Here is a 17,862-nt window from a genome sequence, read left to right as displayed (position 1 = left end):
GCCCGACTTCGTCGGCCCGGGGTGGTACACCGGACGGGAACTAAACTTCGGGCACACCGGAACCGGAGGCTCCTCCGGACCGTCAGTGTGAAGACGTCAGCACGCAGCTTGGAAGGGTCCCGATGCCGGACAACGTCGACGCCAGCGAACGCATGGTGGACAACTGGACGAAGCAGATCCAGGAGACCGCCGCGCGCTATCAGGCGATGGCCGCCCGCATGCAGGGCCAGACCGTGACCGAGCGGTCGAAGGACAACACCATCGAAGTGACGGTCGATGCGAAGGGCCTGCTGAAGAACCTGGTCATCTCGGAGGCCGTCAGCGGCAAGCGGATGGCCGAGGTCTCGGCGCAGGTCATGCGCCTCGTACAGCTCGCGCAGTCACGGATCCCCGAGCTGCTGCAGCAGGCGATGGCCGAGACCGTCGGCACGACCGACGAGACGGCGAACCGCGTGATCACGGAAGCGCAGAGCACCTTCCCGGAGGCGCCTCCCGAGGAGGACCTCGCCCCGCCGGAACCCGAGCGGCACCACCGCTTCGGCCCGGAGGAGGAAGAGCCCCCGCCGCCCGCGCAGGCCGGTCCGCCCCCGGCGAATCCGCCGCAGTCGGGTCCGCCGCAGCCGAAGCCGATCCCGCGCCGCCGCCGCACGCAGGACGACGATGACGACGACTTCGGCGGCAGCATCCTTTCCTAGAACGTCCATCCGGCCTGGTAGAGGGGAGAAACCATGGCAGGCAAGGGTTACGAGCTCGGCGCCGACCTCGACGCGCATTCCAAGCAGATCGACGGCATCGCCGACGGGCTGCGCGGCGCGGTCGACGCGGCGCAGCAGGTGAGCATGCCGACCGACGCGTACGGCATCATCTGCCAGCCGTTCCGGATGATGCTCGACCCGGTCGAGGAGTTCGGCATCAACGCGCTGAACAAGGCCGTCGAGGCCGCGACGGCCGTGGCGAACAACGTGCGTTCGGCGTCCAACGCCTACCGGACGCAGGACGAGAACTTCGCCGCCGAGTTCAAGAACGCGCAGGTGCCTGACTGATGCCCGAGGGAAACCCGCTCGTCGCGAAGGCCCCCACCGACGGGGACGGCCCGGGGCCGCTGACGGCGGGCAACAGCGACTACGGCTACGGGGCGGGCATCGGCGTCGCCGAGTCGGCCATGGACGCCTTCAACGGCATCTCGAACGGCGACTGGATCGGCGGCGGGCTCGGCGTGCTGAGCCTCGCGGGCGAGCTCGCCAGCGCCGCGATCGACCCGTTCGGCTACCTGATGTCGTCGGTGGCGTCGTTCCTGATGGAACACATGCAGCCGCTGAAGGACATGCTGGACGCCGTCGCGGGTGACCCGCCGGTCATCCAGTCGTACTCCGAGACCTGGGGCAACGTCGCCAAGAAGCTGGAAGACACCCAGGTCGAGTTCTCGAACGCGGTCAAGAACGGCACCACCGGCTGGACCGGTGACGCGGCCGACCAGTACCGCAAGCAGGCCGCGGAGCAGGCGGAGGCGATCAGCGGGGCGGCGACCGTCGCCGGCGCGATCAGCACCGTGGTGATGATCTTCGGTGAGATCGTCTCGTTCGTCCGCGAGTTCATCCGCCAGCTGATCGCGGACGCGGTCGGCAAGCTCATCTCCTGGGTCATGGAGACGGTGTTCTCCCTCGGCTTCGGCACGCCCGTGGTGGTCGCGCAGGCCGTCACCGCGATCGCCGAATGGGCCGCGAGGATCGCCGACAAGCTCAAGGAACTCTGCGACGCGATGCGGCGGGTCTCGCCGCTGCTGGGCAAGCTGGCCGACGTCTTCGAGAAGATCATCAAGATCTTCGGCAAGATCGCGGGCAAGGTCACCGGCCTGGACGTGATCAACACCCGGAACATCAAGACGGGCGGCTTCGTCCAGCGCGGCGGCCGTGGCGGGTCCGGCGGACCCGACGGTGGCGGCGCGGGTTCCGGGTCCGGGGACGGCCCGGACGGCGACGGTTCCGGTAGCGGCTCGGGCGACGGTTCCGGCGATGGATCCGGCAGTGGCTCGGGCGACGGCTCGAACAACTCGGGCGACGGTTCCAACGGCTCGAACGGCTCCGACGGCGACTCGGGCGGCTCCGGCGATTCCGGCCGCTCCGGTGACGGCTCCGGCGACTCGGGTTCGAACGGCGACTCCGGCGGATCGCGCCAAGGCGACTCCGGCGGCGACTCCCCGTCGAGCACCACCCGCGGCGGCGACGGCGGCGGCTCATCGTCCACAAGGGACGGTGGCGGCTCGCAGACCCGCTCGGACGGCGGTTCCCCCGGCCGAACCGGTGACGGCGACGGACCGTCCACTTCGGACAGCGGCTCCGGCGGCACGCCGGACGGAGGTGGCGGCTCCCCCAGTGCCGCACGCTCCGACACACCGGCTCCGCACACCCGGTCCGACGGCGGCTCCCCCGGCGATTCCGGCACTCCGCACCGCACGCCCGAAGGCGGCTCGCCGACCCCGAACCGCGCGGACACCGGCGGTTCGCCGAGCCACACGCCCGACGGCGGTTCTCCCGCTCCGCACACCCGTGCGGACAGCGGCGGCTCACCGAGCCACACGCCCGACGCCGGATCCCCGGCCCCACACACCCGTGCCGACACCGGCGGCTCCCCCAGCCACACGCCCGACGCCGGATCCCCGGCACCGCACACCCGTGCGGACAGCGGCGGCTCACCGAGCCACACCGGCGACGGCGGCAGCTCGCCCCGGACGCACGGCGGTGACGGCGGCGGTTCGCCCACACCGCGGTCCGACCCGTCGCCCGGCCACCACACCGGCAACGACGGCGGCAGCCCCACCAGGCCGACCGACAGCGGCACGACGACCAGCGGTACCGCGCCCACGGCACCGCGGGTCGGCGACGCCGGACCGTCACACGTCCCGTCACAGCGCGGCGGAACCGGTGGCGACGGTTCACCCGGCGTTCCTCCGCAGGGCCAGCCGGTCGCGGGCGGCATGCCGCCCCAAGGCGGCCCGGGTGGCGCTCCCGGCGGCACCCCGGGTTCACCCGGCGGCAGGCCGCAGGGCGGCGGCTGGACGGGCACGCCCGGTTCGCCGCGCACCCCGGACACGCACGGTCCGCGCACTCCCGACACCCACACCGGTCCCAGCCGCGGCCCGGGCCAGACCGGCCCCGGTGGCAGGCCGAACCAGCCGCATCAGCCGCAGCCGGTGGCCCGCGGCAACGACTTCGGCCCCGGCGCCCAGCCGCACACCGGCACGCCCGGTTCACCGGGCACGCACGGCCCCGGCAACCGGCCCGGCGGCACCGGTCCCGGCAACACCGGACCGGGCGGCCGCGGCCCCGGCGGCCACTCCGGCCCGCCGCATTCGCCGGACGGGCACGGCCCCGACGGGCACGGTCCGCGCCAGGACCCGAACGGCCACCCCGACGGTTCCCCGCACGACCGCGGTCCCGACGGCGAGCCGGACCGCCCGCTGACGCCGGACGAGGTCAACAAACGGCATTCCGAGGGCACCCCCGCGGGCAGCTCGTACCACCGCGGCGACGCGGACATGGGCGACCTGCCGCACCGGGTCCAGCCGGATCCGGACGGCCGCTACACCGTCGACGTGCACGTCACGCCGGACGGGCACGCCCGCATCGGCAACCGCACCTACACCCCGGAGGAGTTCGCGGACATCCTGCGCCGCAACGGGGACTACGACGGCCGCCCGATCCGGCTGATCGGCTGCGACGCGGGCTCGAACGACTTCGCGCGCCGTCTGTCGCGGGAACTCGACACCGAGGTCATGGCGCCGAGCAAGCCGGCGTGGACCGATTCGAACGGGCGGGTCTTCTCGTCCGACTACGAGGTCGGTCCCGACGGCCGCACCCGGCCCCGGATCCCGCCGAACGGCGAATGGGACGTCCACAGCCCCGACGGCACCGCCCGTCGGGCAAGCGACGACGGCTTCACGCCGGACACCTCGCACACGGACAAGCAGGACGTCGACGCCGACAGCGCCCAAAGCCGCGGCGACGGCGACAACGCCGGTCATCCGCCGTACGACGACGTTCCCAAGCCCCGGACGATCCGCCCGGACTCGCCGGAGTTCAACGAACGGTTCGCCGACTGGAACCGTCGGGACGACTCGGAGTTCACCGGGCCGCGAAACCGGCCGGACGGGCACGATCCGATCGACTCGCCTCGCGTCATCGACGATGTGGAACCGCGCGTCAAGAACACGAAGCTGGACTCCGAAGGGGTCCCGCAGGCCATTCGCGGGGAAAGGCCGCTGGCGCCCGACGCCGAGTACAGGGTGGAGTACAAGAACGGCGCCAGCAGCCGGTTCTTCACCGACGCCGACGGCAGGGTGACGCACATCGAAGCGACCGCCGGCACCAAGGAGCCGTTCCACAACCCCGATCTGCGTTACCCGTTGCAGCCCAACACGCAATACCGGGTCCCCAACTTCAACGATCCGGAAAAGGCTTGGACCTTCGAGGTCGGCGCCAACGGGAAGCCGACGGCCATGACCGGCGACCCGGCCTTCCGGGGACAGAACGAAGACTTCCGAGACCAGGCGTCGCAGGACCGGTCCAACGCCGAAGGCAAGAAGGCCTTCAGGAACCACCCCGACTACGGAGCCGAACACAAACCGGTCCGTTGGGCGGGCGGTCACCTCGCGGCGAACGAGATGGGCGGCCCCGGCGAGTACATCAACATGCATCCCCAGATGGCCGGCTCCAACAGCGGTAACTACAAGGACGGCTGGATCTACGACGCCTCCTGGCGGGCTCAGGAGGTCGAGCTCGGCAAGTTCGCCGACGGGCCCGGCCAGGAGATCGAGAACTACCAGGTCCGGATGGAAGGCGACAGCAACGGCGTTCCGGAGAACGTGACGATGCGCTGGCAGGAAGTCGTGTACAAGGTCGACGGGAACGGCGACATCGTCCCCGGGCCGGACGGCAAACCGATCGAAGTGTCCCGGGTGACCAGGCAACGGGACTTCCCGAATGATCCTTCCCAGGTGAACTACGGTCCGCGGACACGGTACGCGGGGAGCAACAGGACGACGACCACATGACGGACGAACTCACCGCCGACATCACGTCAGCCTTGACGAAGGCCGCTCCGGGCGGCTGGTCGCGGATCAGCCTCACGGTGTCCGCGACGGTGCTGGCCTACGACTACGCCACGGAAATCCGGCTGGCCGACGGGCGGAGCGGTGACATCGACCTGCCCGCCGAAGTGCGCGGAGGATTCCGTGAATTGCGCACCCGGATGTACGAACCAGGTCGCGGGACCTGGTTCTCGGCGAAGCTCGTGCTGACGTCCGGTGCGGCACCCGAGTTCACGTTCAACTTCGACGAAGACCCGAAATGGTGGCCGCCCTTGCATCCGGCCACCTTCACCCGCGACCTGGAAGCCTTCCCGCGCAACGAGGAACACGTCCCGGAGTGGTTGCGGAATCTGGTCGCCCAGGGCACGCAACTGGAGCAGGAACGGGACACACCGGCCTGAACCGGCACCGTGCCATGATGGGTCATCGCTACTCCAGCGGTGACCACGAGGAGGATTTACCGGATGGCTCAATGGCCTCAGCTCGACCCCATCGCGCAGAACGAGCTTCTCGGCGAGATCACCTTGTCGGTGGTCGGCGCCTTGCCGCAGGGCTGGCGTGAGGTGATGATGGACTACCGGGTGGTCGGCAAGAACATCGACGTCGCGGTCGGCGTCCTCGACCCGAACGGCACCTACCAGTTGTGGGAACCGTCCGTCGAGACCTGGCGCATGTTCCAGCGACTGCGCGGAGGCATGTACCAAGAAGGCGAAGGCACCTGGTTCTCCGCCAGGCTCGTCATCGAACCCCCGTCACGGTTCCGCGTCCAGTACAACTGGCAGAACGAACCCGACTTCCAGCCGTACCCGTCCCCGGACGAGTTCGCCCTGGAGCAAGAACGCTTCCCCCGCGGCGAGGCATACATGCCGGACTGGTTCAAACGTGGATTGGCCGCCTCCGGCGCCAAGACCGACTAAGGAAGAAACATGACCCAGCCGCCGGCGCCGTTGAACCAGCAGCAGCAACAGCAGCTCGTCTGGCAGATCGGCCATGCCCTCGCCACGCCGCTGCCGCCGGGTTGGCAGCAGATGCGCGTCGAGTACCGGGCGGCGGGCAGGCATGTCGAGGTCGACCTGCTCGTCACCGGTCAGGACGGGCTGCCGCGGCCGGTCCAGCCGAGCCCGGAAGCGGTGCAGCTGCTCGGGAACCTGCGGGCGGGGATGTACCAGCCCGGCCGCGGGACCTGGCTGAGCGCGATCGTGGTCTATGGTTCGGCGACGGTGCTCAGCACCGATTTCCTCGCCGACGTCGAGCCTCCGTGGCGGCAGGCGCCGCCGCCGATCGGCTTCCAGGACGAGCTCCGGTTCTTCCCGCGGGCCGAGCAGAGCATCCCGCCGTGGCTGCGGCAGCGAGCCGGGCTCGACGCCGCTCCGCCGGCCGAACCTTCGGTGGCGACTCCGCTCGCCGAGACCCCGGAGGCGCTGAAGTCACCTCGGGTCTACGACAGTCTCGACGAGTCGGGCCGTCCCGTGGTGGACCGCGAGCCGCTGACCCCGGAGGAACGGGACCGCGTGCTGGAGTATCTCGACGGCGCGCCGGTCGTGATGGCGTCACGGAGCTACGACGCCGACGCGTTCGAACCCGACCGGGAACCTTTGGTGCCGTTGAACTTCCGCACGGACGGCCGCTGGTACTGGCCGGGTGCGGTCGCCTACTACCTGCGCGAGCACGATGTGGCGCCCGACCCCGAACTGCTCGGCCACATCCGGGCGTTGCGGTTCACCCTGCCCGAGGTCGGTGAGCCCGAACGCGACCTCGCGGTCGCCGCCATCACCGGCCGGCCGTCCACTTAGGACATTGTGGTCCGACGGTCGGTCCCGGACCGCTGAACGGCCGGATCATGCCACCGGGCGGATACGTCACGTGACAAGTTCGGCATCCGGGTACTCTTGACAGCGGCGGCGAAGGCGACCAGGGAGCACACATGGCACGGGGGAACATCGGCAGGGTCCGGACGACCCGCTCCGCCGGGTTGCTCCCGGTCGTGCTGGCCCTCACCTCGGCCGCCCTGCTGACCGGCGCCGCCGTCTACACGGTCGATCGCGCCGGCTGCGTGGACCCGGGCCAGTACATCCGGCACGACAACCACATCGAACTCGTCGGCGGCTGCGTCGACGGTTCCGAACTGCCCGCCGCGCCGCAGGGGACCACGCACGAGGCGGACGCGAAGACCGGCGCGACACCCGGCAACTTCCGCCCGTAACCGGGCGCTTCCTCCCACCACACCGCGCTGACCAGCGCGAACGAAGCAAGGGACCTTTGCTGTCGCTTGGTTAGCGTACCTACGCTAACGACAGCAAAGGTCCCTTGCTCCCGCTCTGGGCTCGGCGGCGGTCAGCCCAGGGCTTGCGAAAGATCGGCGACCAGGTCACTGCCGTCCTCGATGCCGACGGACAGGCGCAGCAGGTTGTCCGGCACCTCCAGGGTCGACCCGGCGGTGCTCGCGTGGGTCATCCGGCCCGGGTGCTCGATGAGCGATTCGATCCCGCCCAGCGACTCGGCGAGGATGAACAGCTTCGTCTTCGACGCGACCTCGAGCGCGGCCTGCTCGCCGTCGACGTGGGTGAACGAGATCATCCCGCCGAAGCGCCGCATCTGCTTCGAAGCGACCTCGTGGCCGGGGTGCTCCGGCAGGCCCGGGTAGTAGACGCGCTCGACCTTCGGGTGCTTCAGCAGCATCCGGGCGATCAGCTCGGCGTTGTCGCTGTGCCGCTCCATTCGCAGCGCGAGCGTCTTGATCCCGCGCAGGGTCAGCCACGCGTCGAACGGGCCGGGCACCGCGCCGGCCGCGTTGCGCAGGTAGAACAGCTGCTCACGGAGTTCGTCCTCGTTCGTCAGGATCGCGCCGCCGACGACGTCGGAGTGCCCGCCGAGGTACTTGGTCGTCGAGTGCAGGACGACGTCGGCACCCAGCGAAAGCGGGTTCTGCAGGTACGGGGTGGCGAAGGTGTTGTCGACGACCAGGCGGGCGCCGGCGCCGTGCGCGACCTCGGCCAGCGCGGCGATGTCGGCGATCCCCAGCATCGGGTTCGTCGGCGACTCGCACCAGATCAGCTTCGTCTCCGGCCGGATCGCGGCGCGGACCTCGGCGATGTTCCCCAGGTCGGCGACCGTGTGCTCGACGCCCCACAGGCTGAGCACCTTGTCGATCAGCCGGAAGGTGCCGCCGTACGCGTCGTTGCCGAGCACGAGGTGGTCACCGGGCCGCAGGGTCGCCCGCAGCAGGACGTCGCTGGCCGCCATCCCGGACGCGTAGGCCAGGCCGTGCCGGGCGCCTTCGAGCGCCGCGAGCGCGACCTCCAGCGCGGTGCGCGTGGGGTTGGCGGTGCGGGAGTATTCGTAGTCGCCTTCGCGCGTTCCGCCGACGCCGTCCTGCGCGTAAGTCGAGGTCTGATAGATCGGCACGATGACCGCGCCGGTCCGGGGGTCGGGGTTCTGCCCGGCGTGGATCGCGCGCGTCTCGAAACCCAGCAGAGAGTAGTCATCGGCCATACGGTCCAGGGTACGACCACCACCTCGAGATCCCATCGACTGGGATCGAACTCACCACTGTCCGGGTGGCGGTGCCTGCTGCTGCTGCTGCTGCGGGCCGGGGGCGGGCGGGTAGCCGGGCTGCGGTGGCGGATATCCGAAGTTCGGCGGCATGGCCGTCGCGGGCTGTTTCCTGGCCGCGATCCAGCGTCCCGTCGGCGGGATCAGCGCGAGCACGAGGGTCGGGATCGCCGGTACCAGCACCAGGATGAGGACCCAGCCGAAGCCGAAACGCAGCGTCACCCCGCTGTACGAGAAGAGGAAGAACGAGCCGGACGCCCGGAACACGAAGACCAGCGCCACACAAACGATCGCGACCCCGGATCCGATCGCGGTGAGCAGTCGCCCCGCGCCTTTGCGCAGGAGCAGCAGGATCCCACCACTCAAGAGCAAGGCCGCGGTGACGAAGTCGAGCACCGCGCCGATGACAAGGAAGGCGACGGTGAAGTCGACGAACTCGATGACGTGGAAGGCGGCGCCGGCGAGGAACCAGAGCCCGCCGAGAATCGCGAAGATCGCGGCGATGATCCCGGTGGCGCCGCTCGGTCGCCGCACGGCTCCCGGCGGCGGGTAGGCACCGGGCGGCGGATATCCGCCCTGCGGCGGGTACTGCTGAAACGTCATTTCTCCCCCTGTCGAACTTCCTGCCTCATCCTGTCAGCCCCGCTACCAGCCAGGAAGCTGATTCTGCGGGCGATAGGGCTGAGCCGGAGCGGGCCGCCAGCGCAGGTACCTCAGTGTCGGCGGGATGATCGCGAAGATCAGCGTGAACGGGGCGACCGCGAACATGACCACCCGCACGATGGCGACGAACGTCTCGAACTCGAACTGCACGCGGAAGTACAGACCGTAGGAACCGTTGAACGCCAACGGTTCCGTCAAGACGGCGGCGATCACCATCAGCGAGCCGAGCACCAGCAGTACCGCGCCGGCGACCGAGCGGAAGAACGCCGACAGCGCCCCGACCAACAGGAACAGCGCGGCCAGCAGGTACAGCCCCAGCGCGGTCAGCACGAGACCGGGCAGATCGCCGATGCTGAACCCCGACGGCAGTTCGAGGAAGAAGTAGATCGGGAGGTACCCGGCGGCGACCGCGGCGACCAGTCCGAGCAACGCGGCGATGACCGCCGTCGCCCCCGAGGGCCGGGTCTGCGGTGCGGGATAGCCGAATCCGGGGGGTCCGGGCTGTGCGGGATATCCGTACGGACCGCTCACGTCGCCCCCATCGGCAGGTCTGGGTTAACGGCGCTCACCCTAGCCCGGCGAACTTGGCCGTGGCAGGGGAATCGGAAGACACGAGCGGAAACAGAACGCCCCCGGCCGACGGCCGGGGGCGTTCTGGGCGAAACCGTTCAGTGGTGGCGAATCACCACTGCTGCGGAGGCTGACCGGGCTGCTGGCCAGGCTGGCCGAAACCGCCGCTGGGCGGGCCCGGCTGGCCGGGCTGCTGCCCGAAACCGCCGGGCTGCTGCGGCGGCTGACCGAAGCCACCCTGCGGGGGCTGACCCGGCTGGGCGAAACCGCCGCTGGGCGGACCCTGCTGGCCGGGCTGCTGCCCGAAACCGCCGGGCTGACCCGGCTGCGGGAAACCACCCGAGGACGGCCCCGGCTGACCGGGCTGACCGTAGGGACCCGGCTGCGGCTGGCCGTACGGACCGGGCTGGCCAGGCTGGCCGAAGCCACCCTGCGGCGGGCCGCCGAAGCCACCGGGCTGGCCGCCCTGCGGCGCGCCGAGCACCGACCCGCCGCCACCGAGACCGACGAACTGCGCGGTCGCCGGGATCAGGCCCAGCACACCGGCGGCCAGGATCACGATGCCGAGGAGCAGGTGCAGCAGGCCGCCGCCGATACCGGCGCCTTCCTTCGCGTAAGACGGCAGCTTGGCCACGAACTCCGCCGACGGGGTCGAACCCATGAGCAGGAGCAGGCCGAACAGCGCGAGGAGCGCGCCACCGGCGGCGACCACGATCGGCGCGATCTTCTTCACCGCGCCCTGGAGCTTGCCCGCGAGGGCGAGCCCGACACCACCGGCGAGCGAGACGAGCGAGCCGACCAGAAGCATGATCACGTAGAACCACGTGGCGCCCGGGCCGACCACACCGGCCTCGTCGAGGAACTTGTCGATCTGTTCCTGGTTCGGGGCGCCGTCGAAGACCTTCGAGTAGTCGCTGGCGTCACCGAAGTAGACGAACGACACGATCAAGGCGATCAGGCCGAGCAGGGCAACGACGCCACCGGCGATGAAGCCGAACAGCGGGTTCCCGCCACCTCCGCCACCGGCGGGAGCGGGGTTGTAGCCCTGCGGTCCGCCGAAACCGGGCTGCTGGCCGAAGCCGCCCTGAGGCGGTCCGCCGAAGCCCTGCTGCGGCTGGCCGAAACCGGGCTGCTGCCCCTGCGACGGGTCGAACCCGCCCTGCGGGGGTCCGCCGAAGCCCTGCTGCTGACCGAAGCCGCCACCCTGCGCGCCGTAGGCACCGGCGGCCGGATTGTCGGCCGCGCTCGGCGGCGGGGCGTACGGGATGGCGGGCGGCTGCGAGCCCGGCGGCACGAGCTGGGTGGACTCGCTGGCGGGGGTCTCCCCGCCCGGGCTCACCGGCTGCACGACCTGGGTCGCGTTCGCGTCGCCGGAACCCGGCTGGACCGGCTGCACGACCTGAGTGGGCTCCGGCGTGTCACCGAACCCGCCGCCCTGAGGTGGTTCATAGGAGGGCTGCTGCCCGTACTGCGGTTGCCCGTAGTCGGGCTGCGCCGGCGGCTGGCCGGGCTGCACCACCTGGGTCGGTTCCGGGGAACCGAACGGGTTGTCTTGCTGCGGCTGAGGGCCACTCGGGGGTCCCTGCGGTGGCTGGGCGCCACCCCAAGGCTGATTCGGTGGCTGCGGAGCACTCATTTGGGTCTTGAACCCCCTTGACGAGGACATAAAAGTTCAACTCACCCGACACGCTATCGGATAGCCGGGTGGGCCGCTCGTAACGCCCCGGCCCGACCAGCCGATGAAATGCTTCTTTACCGTCCCGCGAGAAACGCGAGCAGGTCGTGCCGGGTGACGACGCCGGCCGGCTTGCCGTCGACCAGCACCAACGCGCCGTCCGCGCCCGAGAGCGCGTTCATCGCCGAACTCACCTGTTCACCGGCGCCGATGGTCGGCAGCGGCGGCGACATGTGCTGTTCGAGCCGGTCGGCCAGCTGCGCCTTGCCGGTGAAGAGCGCTTCGAGCAGATCGCGTTCGTTGACCGCGCCGACGACCTCGGCCGCCATGACCGGCGGTTCCGCGCTGACCACGGGCATCTGGCTGACGCCGAACTCGGAGAGGATCGCCACCGCCTCGGCGACGGTCTCGTTCGGGTGGCTGTGCACCAGGCTCGGCAGCGAGCCGCTCTTCTTCATCAGGACGTCGCCGACGGTCGCGCCGCTGGAGTCCGGCGGCAGGAAGCCGTAGGAGGACATCCAGGCGTCGTTGAACACCTTGGTGAGGTAGCCGCGGCCGCCGTCGGGCAGGAGCACGACGACGACGTCGTCCGGGCCGAGGCCCTCGGCGAGCTTGAGCGCGGCGGCGACGGCCATCCCGCACGAGCCGCCGACGAGCAGCCCCTCTTCGAGCGCGAGGCGGCGGGTGATGTCGAAGGAGTGCGCGTCCGAGACCGCGATGATCCGGTCGGCGACGTTCCGGTCGTAGGTCTCCGGCCAGAAGTCCTCGCCGACGCCCTCGACCAGGTACGGCCGCCCGGTCCCGCCGGAGTACACCGAGCCCTCGGGGTCCGCGCCGACGACCTGGACGCGGCCGTCGCTGACCTCCTTGAGGTACTTGCCGGTGCCCGAGATGGTGCCGCCGGTGCCGACGCCCGCGACGAAGTGCGTGATCTTGCCCTCGGTCTGGCGCCAGAGTTCCGGGCCGGTCGAGTGGTAGTGGCTGGCCGGGTTCTCCGGGTTGGCGTACTGGTTCGGCTTCCAGGCCCCCTCGATCTCGCGCACGAGGCGGTCGGAGACGTTGTAGTAGGAGTCCGGGTGCTCCGGCGCGACCGCGGTCGGGCAGACCACGACACGGGCGCCGTACGCCTTGAGCACGTTGCGCTTGTCCTCGCTGACCTTGTCCGGGCAGACGAACACGCACTTGTATCCCTTGCGCTGCGCCACCATGGCCAGCCCGACACCGGTGTTGCCGGAGGTCGGCTCGACGATGGTGCCGCCGGGCTTCAGCTCACCGGAACGCTCCGCGGCTTCGATCATCCGCAGCGCGATGCGGTCCTTGACGCTGCCGCCGGGGTTGACGTACTCGACCTTGGCCAGGATGAGCGGTTGCAGCCCCTCCGCCAGTGCGTTCAGCTTGACCAGAGGGGTGTTGCCCACGAGGTCCACGATGTGCTCGACGTATTCCACTGGGACAGCCTAAACGTCGCAGGTCGCGATGTGTCCACTCAACCGGGCGGCGCGGGGAACGGCAAACGAGAAGAGTGGCGTGGATCGCGTTCGCCTTTGACCCGCACCTCACTCCGGTGGAGGATGCGAGGTGAGCAACCGCTTAGCGCGTGTCTGGATCGAAAACAAGGGAGTGTCGTTCCATGCCCGAAGCCGTCATCGTCTCCACCGCCCGATCCCCGATCGGCCGCGCCGGCAAGGGATCGCTGGTGAGCATCCGCCCGGACGACCTCGCCGCGCAGATGGTCCGCGCCGCGCTCGACAAGGTCCCCGAACTCGACCCGACGCAGATCGAAGACCTCATGCTGGGCTGCGGTCTCCCCGGTGGCGAGCAGGGCTTCAACATGGGTCGCGCGGTCGCCGTCGAACTCGGCTACGACCACCTGCCCGGCTGCACGATCACGCGCTACTGCTCGTCCAGCCTCCAGACCACCCGCATGGCGCTGCACGCGATCAAGGCGGGCGAAGGCGACGTGTTCATCTCCGCCGGCGTCGAGACCGTCTCCCGCTTCGCCAACGGCAGCTCGGATTCCTGGCCGAACACGCACAACCCGCTGTTCGCCGACGCCGAGGCCCGCACCGCGCAGGTGGCGGCCGAGGGCGCCGAGAGCTGGACCGATCCGCGCGAGAACGGCGCGCTTCCCGACGTCTACATCGCGATGGGCCAGACCGCCGAGAACCTCGCGCGGCTGAAGAACGTGTCGCGTGAGGAGATGGACGAGTTCGGCGTCCGGTCGCAGAACCTCGCCGAGAAGGCCATCGCGGACGGCTTCTGGGCCAAGGACATCACGCCGGTCACCCTGCCGGACGGCACCGTGGTCTCGAAGGACGACGGCCCGCGCGCCGGCGTCACCCTCGAAGGCGTCTCCGGTCTCAAGCCGGTCTTCCGCCCCGACGGCCGGATCACCGCGGGCAACTGCTGCCCGCTCAACGACGGCGCCGCCGCGCTGATCGTCATGTCCGACACCAAGGCGAAGGAACTCGGCCTCACGCCGCTGGCCCGCGTCGTCTCGACCGGTGTTTCCGGGCTGTCGCCGGAGATCATGGGCTACGGCCCGGTCGAAGCGTCGAAGCAGGCGCTGGCGCGCGCGGGGATGTCGGCGGGCGACATCGACCTCGTCGAGATCAACGAGGCGTTCGCCGCGCAGGTCATCCCGTCGTACAAGGACCTCGGGATCGACCTCGACAAGCTGAACGTCAACGGCGGCGCCATCGCCGTCGGCCACCCGTTCGGCATGACCGGCGCGCGGATCACCTCGACGCTGATCAACTCGCTGCGGCACCACGACAAGCAGTTCGGCCTCGAGACGATGTGCGTCGGCGGCGGCCAGGGCATGGCGATGGTGCTGGAGCGCTTGTCCTAGTCTCGTCGCGCGCTGACGGAAACTCGTCGAAGGGGCGCCGTTGCACTAGTCCGCCGCGAAAGCGACGAGGCGCCCCTTCACCGAGTTTTCGGGGCCTTCGGCCAAAAGAGGCGCGCGAGGTGAAGTCTCCGTCGGGCGCTGAGCGCCCTTTGGGAGACCTCCCGGTCACCTCGAAAGAGAGCAAGGGACCTTTGCTCACGTCAGTTAGCGTGCTAACGAACGTGAGCAAAGGTCCCTTGCTTCTTCCCGGGCCCTAGTGGGTCATGATCGGCGGGGCCGCGGCGGTCTCGCCGTCGGCCACGCCCTCGGGCAGGGCCGGTTTGGTCTTCGGCAGGAACGCCGCCGGGATCAGGCACAGCGCGAGCAGGATCATCGACCACAGGAACGTCGTCGAGAACGCGTCCGCGGTCAGCCCCGAAGCCGCTTCGTGCGTCGCCGGGTTCATCACCGCGGCGGTCGCGGCCAGCTGTCCTTGCGCGGTCGGCACGCCGAACTTCGTGGCCAGCAGCGCCGCCAGGATGATCGACAGCACCGCCGAACCGATCGCCCCCGCGGTCTGCTGCAGGATGTTCGTCGCCGTCGACGCCTTCGCCATGTCCTCCGACTTGAGCGTCTGCAACGCGGCCGAGGTGATCGGCATCATCGTCGCGCCCATGCCGAGACCCATCACGAACAGCGCCGAAAGCAGCAGCCAGTACGGCGTCGCCGCGGTGATCTGGGTGAAGGCGATCAGCCCGGCGAGCATCAGCACGAGACCGGGCAGCACGATCTTCCGCGCGCCGATCTTGTCCGCGAGCCTGCCCGCGATCGGCATGGTCAGCATCGCGCCGAATCCCTGCGGGGCCAGCAGCAGACCGGCGTTCATCGCCGATTCACCGCGCGCCAGCACGAAGTACGTCGGCAGGAGCAGCATCGCGCCGAAGAACGCGACGCAGAAGAACGTCATCGTCACCATCGCGACGGAGAACGAACGGTTCTTGAACAGCTTCAGGTCGAGCAGCGGGTTCGTGACCCGGTTCGCCCGGAACACGAACGCCACCAGCAACGCGATCCCGGCCAGCGCGGGCAGCCAGACGTCCACCGCGCCGACACCACCGGCCGCCGGGATGTTCGAAACGCCGAAGATCAGCGCCGCCAGACCCGGCGAAACCATCAGCATGCCGACGAAGTCGAACCGCTCGCTGGGCTCCGGCCGGTCCTTCGGCAGCACCCGCCAGGCCAGCGCCATGGTGATCAGGCCGATCGGCACGTTGATGTAGAAGATCCAGCGCCAGCTCACCGCGTCGACCAGCCAGCCGCCGAGGATCGGGCCGCCGATCGGGCCGAGCAGCATCGGGACCCCGAGCACGCCCATCACGCGCCCGATCCGGTGCGGACCCGCGGCCCTGGTCAGGATCGTCATGCCGGCGGGCATGAGCATGCCGCCGCCGAAGCCCTGCAGGACCCGGAAGACGATCAGCGATTCGACGTCCCAGGCCATGCCGGCGAGCATCGATCCGATCAGGAACAGCCCGATCGCGGTCATGTAGAGCCGCTTCGTGCCGAACCGGTCCGAGGCCCAGCCGGTGATCGGGATGACCGTGGCCAGCGCCAGCATGTAGCCGGTCGCGATCCACTGGATGGTGTCGAACGACGTCTGGAACTCGATGGTCAGCTTCTGGAGCGCGACGTTGACGACCGTCGTGTCGAGGATCGCCATGATCGCGCCGAGGATCACGACGCCCGCGACCTTCAGCACGCCCGCGTCGAGTTTGTCGCCGCCCGGTGCGGCCGGGCTTTGCGTTGACATGAGAAATCCGTCCCCTGGTGCTCGGTGTTTCCCCGGACGCGACGACCCCCGCCGGCCGCGACTACGGAACTGACGCCCGGCGAGCGCGCCGGGCCTTCCCCAGTGAGCTTGTGCATTAATGCGCATGCTCAGGCATGTAGCCGAGGGTAGCCGAACGCGGGATTTACATGCCAATTCTTTCCCCGTATGCGGGCCGAAAGGGCAAGCCCGCATACGGGACGTCACGAAGAGTGATCAGCAGACGCTGTCCGCCGGAGCCGGGTTGCCGAGCCCGAACAGCGGACGCAGCTTGAGCCCGATCCAGGTGCCGCCGAGCGCGAAGACGCCCCACAGCCAGCCGTGCAGGCTGCCGACCGAGATACCGCCGAGGTACGCGCCGATGTTGCAGCCGCCCGCCATCCGGGCGCCGACGCCCATCAGGATCCCGCCGAGCACCGCGGCGACGGCGGTCCGCCACGGGATCGAGCTGTGGATCTTCCACGCGCCCGCCGCCGCGGCCGCGACCCCGGCGCCGATCATGATGCCGATGTCGGTGAGGCTGTTCTTGTCCTTCCAGATCGGCCCGGCCAGCGAAGCCGCGTTCGCCTTGAGCCGCCAGAACTCCCAGGTTTCGGGGTGCAGGCCGAACACCTGCAGGATCTTGGCGCCCCACAGGCTGAACGCGCTCGTGACGCCCCAGATCCCGCCGGACACCAGGAACACCGCGCCCGCGAGCACCCCGAGGACGACGGCACCGACGAGGATCGGCCAGGAACCGCGGTAGATCCGGGCGAAGCCGCGCGCGGTCGGGACGACGTCGACCGGCGGCGGGTTACGGCGCTTCTGCACGAACCGGGTGCCCAGCACGATCGCGGCGAGGACGGCGATGGTGATCGCCCACGAACCGAACCAGCCGACGTGGTCGGCGAGCAGGATCCCCTTGAACTCGGGCCAGCCCGAAAGCAGCGGATACGCCCACGTGTAGAGGACCGACCCGGTGATGAACCCGCCGAGGGTCAGCACGATCGTCGACTGCCCGGACCCCACCGCGAACAACGTTCCCGAGGCGCACGCGCCGCCCAGCTGCATGCCGATGGCGAAGATCGTCGCGCCGACGAACAGCGCGAGCCCCAGCCCGCCCGCGGTCGGATTCGGTTTGCTGCCGAACAGGCCGGATCCGGTGCCGACGATCAGCGCGATCAACGTCGCGGCCGTGCCGAGCAGCAGGGTGTGGGCCCGCAGGCCCTGGCCGTTGCCGACCGCGATCAGCTGACGCCAGGCCGAGGTGAATCCGAACCGGGAGTGGAAGAGGGCGAGGCCGAGCAGCAGGCCGAGGATGAGCAGGACACCGAACTTCGCTCCGTGCGCCGCCCAGACGTACCAGGTCAGGCCGACCGCGAGGACCCCCGCGACCGCGAGCGGCACGATCTTGACCGGCTCTTCCGGCTGCGGGATCGGGGCGGCGCAGGAGGTCGGGAAGTCGAGGAGTTTCTTCTCACCGGCTTGGGTTTCTGTCGTCGCCACCAGGACTCCAGATCGATCGGCGGGTTGGGGACGAGCAACGTTAGGGCCGGTGACCGCCCGGTCGCAGCCCGTCCCACACTGTGCGACGAACGGCGGCTCGCACACGGCCGGATGGCGGCGGCGATACCAAAGGTCCCTTGCTCCCCCGGCACGCGTGAAGGCCCCCGTCCCTC

Annotated in this window: 15 protein-coding genes; 8 read left to right on the top strand and 7 right to left on the bottom strand. The window is 70.0% G+C overall.

What is annotated here, in order from left to right; genetic code table 11:
- The first annotated feature begins 122 nt into the window (after positions 1 to 122).
- The 7 genes from B0293_RS26650 (at position 123) to B0293_RS26620 (ending at position 7,289) form a co-directional block, all read left to right on the top strand.
- A complete protein-coding gene (locus tag B0293_RS26650; RefSeq protein ID WP_005167943.1) occupies positions 123 to 695 on the top strand; it encodes a YbaB/EbfC family nucleoid-associated protein in 573 nt (190 codons plus the stop codon).
- Between the two features lie 33 nt (positions 696 to 728).
- Positions 729 to 1,043 carry a type VII secretion target gene (locus B0293_RS26645; RefSeq protein ID WP_005167944.1) on the top strand — a complete coding sequence of 105 codons (315 nt, stop codon included), beginning with the start codon at positions 729 to 731 and terminating at the stop codon, positions 1,041 to 1,043.
- Positions 1,043 to 5,050 (top strand): hypothetical protein, encoded by a 4,008-nt coding sequence (locus tag B0293_RS26640; protein WP_245820134.1) that lies wholly within the window; start codon positions 1,043 to 1,045, stop codon positions 5,048 to 5,050. The genes B0293_RS26645 and B0293_RS26640 overlap by 1 nt, the downstream gene beginning before the upstream one ends.
- The gene (locus B0293_RS26635; protein ID WP_005155859.1) at positions 5,047 to 5,487 is read left to right on the top strand and encodes a hypothetical protein; all 441 of its coding nucleotides are present in this window, start codon (positions 5,047 to 5,049) and stop codon (positions 5,485 to 5,487) included. The genes B0293_RS26640 and B0293_RS26635 overlap by 4 nt, the downstream gene beginning before the upstream one ends.
- A gap of 63 nt (positions 5,488 to 5,550) precedes the next feature.
- Positions 5,551 to 6,003 carry a hypothetical protein gene (locus tag B0293_RS26630; RefSeq protein ID WP_005155858.1) on the top strand — a complete coding sequence of 151 codons (453 nt, stop codon included), beginning with the start codon at positions 5,551 to 5,553 and terminating at the stop codon, positions 6,001 to 6,003.
- Between the two features lie 9 nt (positions 6,004 to 6,012).
- Positions 6,013 to 6,879 carry a ferredoxin gene (locus B0293_RS26625; RefSeq protein ID WP_005155857.1) on the top strand — a complete coding sequence of 289 codons (867 nt, stop codon included), beginning with the start codon at positions 6,013 to 6,015 and terminating at the stop codon, positions 6,877 to 6,879.
- 131 nt (positions 6,880 to 7,010) lie between these two features.
- Positions 7,011 to 7,289 carry a hypothetical protein gene (locus B0293_RS26620; protein WP_005155856.1) on the top strand — a complete coding sequence of 93 codons (279 nt, stop codon included), beginning with the start codon at positions 7,011 to 7,013 and terminating at the stop codon, positions 7,287 to 7,289.
- Positions 7,290 to 7,420: 131 nt separating this feature from the next.
- Here the strand turns inward: B0293_RS26620 and B0293_RS26615 are convergent, their stop codons facing one another.
- The 5 genes from B0293_RS26615 to B0293_RS26595 form a co-directional block, all read right to left on the bottom strand.
- A complete protein-coding gene (locus tag B0293_RS26615) occupies positions 7,421 to 8,578 on the bottom strand; it encodes a cystathionine gamma-synthase (protein ID WP_005155855.1) in 1,158 nt (385 codons plus the stop codon).
- Positions 8,579 to 8,629: 51 nt separating this feature from the next.
- Positions 8,630 to 9,241: a hypothetical protein gene (locus B0293_RS26610; protein ID WP_005155854.1), complete on the bottom strand. Its 612-nt coding sequence runs from the start codon at positions 9,239 to 9,241 to the stop codon at positions 8,630 to 8,632.
- Positions 9,242 to 9,283: 42 nt separating this feature from the next.
- A complete protein-coding gene (locus B0293_RS26605) occupies positions 9,284 to 9,832 on the bottom strand; it encodes a hypothetical protein (RefSeq protein WP_005155853.1) in 549 nt (182 codons plus the stop codon).
- Positions 9,833 to 9,983: 151 nt separating this feature from the next.
- The gene (locus B0293_RS26600; RefSeq protein WP_005155852.1) at positions 9,984 to 11,390 is read right to left on the bottom strand and encodes a hypothetical protein; all 1,407 of its coding nucleotides are present in this window, start codon (positions 11,388 to 11,390) and stop codon (positions 9,984 to 9,986) included.
- A 233-nt stretch (positions 11,391 to 11,623) separates the two neighbouring features.
- Positions 11,624 to 12,994: a cystathionine beta-synthase gene (locus B0293_RS26595; protein ID WP_005155850.1), complete on the bottom strand. Its 1,371-nt coding sequence runs from the start codon at positions 12,992 to 12,994 to the stop codon at positions 11,624 to 11,626.
- Positions 12,995 to 13,176: 182 nt separating this feature from the next.
- Here B0293_RS26595 and B0293_RS26590 point away from each other — a divergent pair, with 182 nt between their 5' ends.
- The gene (locus tag B0293_RS26590) at positions 13,177 to 14,397 is read left to right on the top strand and encodes an acetyl-CoA C-acetyltransferase (RefSeq protein ID WP_005155849.1); all 1,221 of its coding nucleotides are present in this window, start codon (positions 13,177 to 13,179) and stop codon (positions 14,395 to 14,397) included.
- Positions 14,398 to 14,650: 253 nt separating this feature from the next.
- Here the strand turns inward: B0293_RS26590 and B0293_RS26585 are convergent, their stop codons facing one another.
- Both B0293_RS26585 and B0293_RS26580 read right to left on the bottom strand, forming a co-directional pair.
- A complete protein-coding gene (locus B0293_RS26585; protein WP_005155848.1) occupies positions 14,651 to 16,186 on the bottom strand; it encodes a DHA2 family efflux MFS transporter permease subunit in 1,536 nt (511 codons plus the stop codon).
- A gap of 234 nt (positions 16,187 to 16,420) precedes the next feature.
- Positions 16,421 to 17,689, bottom strand: a complete 1,269-nt coding sequence (locus B0293_RS26580) for a YeeE/YedE family protein (protein ID WP_005155847.1) — start codon at positions 17,687 to 17,689, stop codon at positions 16,421 to 16,423.
- Positions 17,690 to 17,862: the final 173 nt, after the last annotated feature.

The sequence above is a fragment of the Amycolatopsis azurea DSM 43854 genome, assembly GCF_001995215.1.
In the GTDB taxonomy this organism is placed as follows: Bacteria; Actinomycetota; Actinomycetes; order Mycobacteriales; family Pseudonocardiaceae; genus Amycolatopsis; species Amycolatopsis azurea.
Note: the sequence above shows the minus strand (reverse complement) of the source record. Positions and strands in the feature narration are given on the sequence as shown.

Excerpts from the sequence above, each read along its gene's own strand:
- B0293_RS26650 (WP_005167943.1), top strand. The coding sequence starts at position 123 with ATGCCGGACAACGTCGACGCCAGCGAACGCATGGTGGACAACTGGACG.
- B0293_RS26645 (WP_005167944.1), top strand. The coding sequence starts at position 729 with ATGGCAGGCAAGGGTTACGAGCTCGGCGCCGACCTCGACGCGCATTCC.
- B0293_RS26640 (WP_245820134.1), top strand. The coding sequence starts at position 1,043 with ATGCCCGAGGGAAACCCGCTCGTCGCGAAGGCCCCCACCGACGGGGAC.
- B0293_RS26635 (WP_005155859.1), top strand. The coding sequence starts at position 5,047 with ATGACGGACGAACTCACCGCCGACATCACGTCAGCCTTGACGAAGGCC.
- B0293_RS26630 (WP_005155858.1), top strand. The coding sequence starts at position 5,551 with ATGGCTCAATGGCCTCAGCTCGACCCCATCGCGCAGAACGAGCTTCTC.
- B0293_RS26625 (WP_005155857.1), top strand. The coding sequence starts at position 6,013 with ATGACCCAGCCGCCGGCGCCGTTGAACCAGCAGCAGCAACAGCAGCTC.
- B0293_RS26620 (WP_005155856.1), top strand. The coding sequence starts at position 7,011 with ATGGCACGGGGGAACATCGGCAGGGTCCGGACGACCCGCTCCGCCGGG.
- B0293_RS26615 (WP_005155855.1), bottom strand. The coding sequence starts at position 8,578 with ATGGCCGATGACTACTCTCTGCTGGGTTTCGAGACGCGCGCGATCCAC.
- B0293_RS26610 (WP_005155854.1), bottom strand. The coding sequence starts at position 9,241 with ATGACGTTTCAGCAGTACCCGCCGCAGGGCGGATATCCGCCGCCCGGT.
- B0293_RS26590 (WP_005155849.1), top strand. The coding sequence starts at position 13,177 with ATGCCCGAAGCCGTCATCGTCTCCACCGCCCGATCCCCGATCGGCCGC.
- B0293_RS26585 (WP_005155848.1), bottom strand. The coding sequence starts at position 16,186 with ATGTCAACGCAAAGCCCGGCCGCACCGGGCGGCGACAAACTCGACGCG.